General features: G+C 46.0%; 2 protein-coding genes. Both read left to right on the forward strand.

The genetic code is table 11. The features are described from left to right. The coding region (locus A3729_RS04045) for a zinc-binding dehydrogenase (RefSeq protein WP_156497639.1) at window positions 1-387 on the forward strand (387 nt) is incomplete at its 5' end. A gap of 192 nt (window positions 388-579) precedes the next feature. Further along, on the forward strand, window positions 580-1,288 hold a 709-nt coding region (locus A3729_RS04050; RefSeq protein WP_068633226.1), incomplete at its 3' end, for an SDR family oxidoreductase.

Consider the following 1,288-nt stretch of genomic DNA (forward strand, 5'->3'; position numbering starts at 1 on the left):
CAAGCGCTAAAAGATCTGACAAAAGGCAAGGGCGTAGATGTCGTTTACGATCCGGTTGGTGGCGAGGCATTTGATGCTTGCACAAGAGCGATGGCTCGCAATGGTCGTTTGCTTGTCATCGGCTTTGCATCAGGCACCATTCCCAAGCTACCAGTTAATCTCGCCTTGGTGAAAGAATACAGTGTGATAGGTGTATTTTGGGGCAGCTTCGTCATGCATGAACCTATGGTCTTCCTGCAAAATATGCAGGAGCTTTTTGCCTGGCATAAAGATGGCAAAGTATCGGTTGTCACCGATGAAGTCTTTACTTTAGCAAACACAAAAGAGGCATTAGCCAAAGTCTTTAACCGAGAGGTTAAAGGTAAGGTTGTTGTGGTAGCGGAGTAATATGGTTAATCAAAGGGGTCAGACTCGATTGATTCCACCACAGAGCACACCGAGCGGCCTGCGGCCTCCACAGAGAAGGTATTAGAACTTAGGTTGAGTGTTTATCTTTTCTCTGTGACGCGAAGCGCTCTGTATTCTCGGTGGTTTAAGTGCTTAGTGTTTAAATATTTTCTAGAACTAATAGGTAAAAACATGGCTACAAATTTATTTGATCTAACAGGAAAAGTTGCACTGGTAACGGGCGCAAGTCGTGGTATCGGTGAAGCGATTGCGAAGCTATTAGCAGAGCAGGGCGCACACGTTATTGTTTCAAGCCGCAAGGTAGATGACTGCCAGTTGGTTGCCGATGCGATTACTGAGGCGGGTGGTTCCGCTGAAGCCTTAGCATGCCATGTCGGTGATATGGGGCAGATTGAATCATGCTTTGCTCATATCGAAAGCAAGCACGGCAAGCTCGATATTCTAGTTAACAATGCAGCAGCCAACCCATACTTTGGCCATATTCTTGATACAGACCTAGCGGCCTATGATAAAACTGTTGATGTAAATATCCGTGGTTACTTTTTTATGTCAGTCGCTGCAGGCAAATTGATGAAGAAAAATGGCGGTGGTGCCATCGTCAATACTGCTTCAGTTAATGGCTTACAGCCCGGCATGATGCAGGGGATTTATTCTATTACCAAAGCGGCGGTTATCAATATGACTAAAGCCTTCGCGAAGGAATGTGCACCGCTGGGTATCCGTTGTAATGCTATTTTGCCTGGCCTGACTAAAACCAAGTTTGCCGGGGCGTTATTTGCTAATGAGAAAATGCACAAAGCCGCAATGCAGATGATTCCTATGCATCGTCATGCAGAGCCAGAAGAAATGGCAGGTACGGTACTTTACCTCGTATCTGATG

This window comes from Oleiphilus sp. HI0043 (assembly GCF_001634935.1).